We start from the raw sequence: 1,954 nt of genomic DNA on the forward strand, positions 1-1,954 counted from the left end.
CTGTGGTGTTCGCAGAAACCCCGTGATTTTGAAAACCCGTGGTCTCGACGGTCCCCCGTCCCATTTGCACAAAAACATCCTGGTCACCCCCATAGTCCACAGTCACCCCATTGCCGTGCACAGTGAAATCAGGATGGTCTGGCAGTGTCAGAGTGTGAACCGCATCTGCATGAGTATAGACAATGCCAAAATCGTAGGGGTCGAAGGTAATGCTGCCAGGGTGGTTGTCAGCGGTACATGTGGCCACGCCATCTGCTGCCGTACACGCGGCCTGTGCTGCGCTGCCGCTGAACAGCACCGCCGCGGTTGCCACGACGGACAAACCCGGCGCAATGCTCGCCACACGCCCCTTGAACTTGGTCAAACGACCAGCCCGAACCGAGACATTAAGCGGGCGAAGGGCGGGCTGGGTACCTGAGGACTGGTTTGTCATTCTGAAACTCTCCTGTGAGGGACTTGAGCACAATCGAGGCAAGGCACCGCCCTGCCCGTCAGGCAGTCAGTGGGTTGGTAGAAATGCGGGCAAAGGTATGGGCATCGGCCGGAGGCGTTGTTTGAGCCTCAACCGGAAGCGAACCACAGTTGACGGTCGGCCGCGCTGCTTTCGCGCCGTCCGTTCTGATCGCGGTAAAAAGTGTAAGGGAGTTGCAGCTGATCTCGCACCGGTAACCGCCACATAGGTGTAGCGGCTTGAGATCATAATCCGTTGGGCGCGAGATCATCGCTGTTTCTGGCTCAGATTATTTGAGACTATAATTCGATTTGGTGTCTTGGCCCCCTAAAACTGTGCCACAGTTGGCTTAGTTTTGGAGACGGGATTGATGGCGCGGAAACGGTATTCGGACGAAGATATTCTGCGGCTTTTGCGCGAGATTGAGCTGGGCCTGGCATCTGGTTCGGATGTCGCGACGGCGTGCAGAACGGCTGGTGTCAGTGATGCGACCTATTACACATGGCGCAAGCGGTTTGGTGGGATGGGACGATCTGAGATGGCCAATCTGAAGGCGCTGCAGAAAGAGAATGATCGGCTCAAGAAAATCGTGGCTGAGCTTGAACTGGACAAACTCATTCTCAAGGAGAGCCTTGATTATCTAAAGCCAAAGGCCTGACGGCAGACCAGCTTCGTCAGGCCGTGGTCCACACCCGACAAAAGCTGGCAACCTCTGAACGGCGCACCTGTCGCGTGATTGGATTGGCGCGGAGCACGCTGCAATACCGCGCAGCGCCAAAGGATGATGAGGCGTTACGTCTGGCGATGATCCGATTGGCCAAACGGTATGGGCGCTACGGCTACCGCAAGGTCGCCGAGCTGCTGCGTGTCGAAGGCTGGGCAGTCAATCATAAAAAGATCGAACGACTATGGCGCGAAGAAGGCTTGCAGCTCCCACAACGGCACAAGAAACGCAAACGGCTGTACCACAAGGACAGCTCGATCATCCGGCTCCGACCGCAACATCCCAATCACATCTGGAGCATTGACTTTGTCCACGACAAGCTGAGCAACGGACAGAGCTACAAGATGCTGACGGTGCTGGATGAGTATACCCGTGAGGCGCTCTGCGTAGCGGTCAAGCCGAAGATGAACAGCGCAGACGTGCTGGATGCGCTCTACCCACTCTTATTGCGGCACGGGAAGCCCGAACACATCCGTTCCGACAACGGCGCGGAGTTCATCGCAACGGCCCTGCAGACCTGGTTAAGAAAGGTGGGCATTAAGCCGATCCAAATCTACCCGGGATCACCTTGGGAGAATGGATACAACGAGCGCTTCAATGGCACTCTGCGCCGGGAAGTCCTCAACGCAGAATGGTTCCACACCACCAAACAGGCTCAGATCGTCATCAATACCTGGCTTAGACAGTACAATCGTGTCAGACCCCATCAGGCTCTAAACATGCGACCGCCCGTTCCAGAAACCTTGCTCAAAACTGGCCCATAGAATTGGGGCTGGACA

General features: G+C 56.2%; 1 protein-coding gene and 1 pseudogene. One reads left to right on the forward strand and one right to left on the reverse strand.

What is annotated here, in order from left to right:
* A partial coding sequence (locus tag ACR0NT_RS19515) for a hypothetical protein (RefSeq protein WP_480443539.1) occupies window positions 1-433 on the reverse strand: 433 nt, incomplete at its 3' end.
* A gap of 388 nt (window positions 434-821) precedes the next feature.
* On the opposite strand from ACR0NT_RS19515, the pseudogene ACR0NT_RS19520 reads away from it, so the two are divergent.
* Window positions 822-1,939 (forward strand): annotated as a pseudogene (locus ACR0NT_RS19520) (IS3 family transposase).
* The last annotated feature ends 15 nt before the right edge of the window (window positions 1,940-1,954 follow it).

The sequence above is a fragment of the Ruegeria sp. AB10 genome (assembly GCF_056542745.1).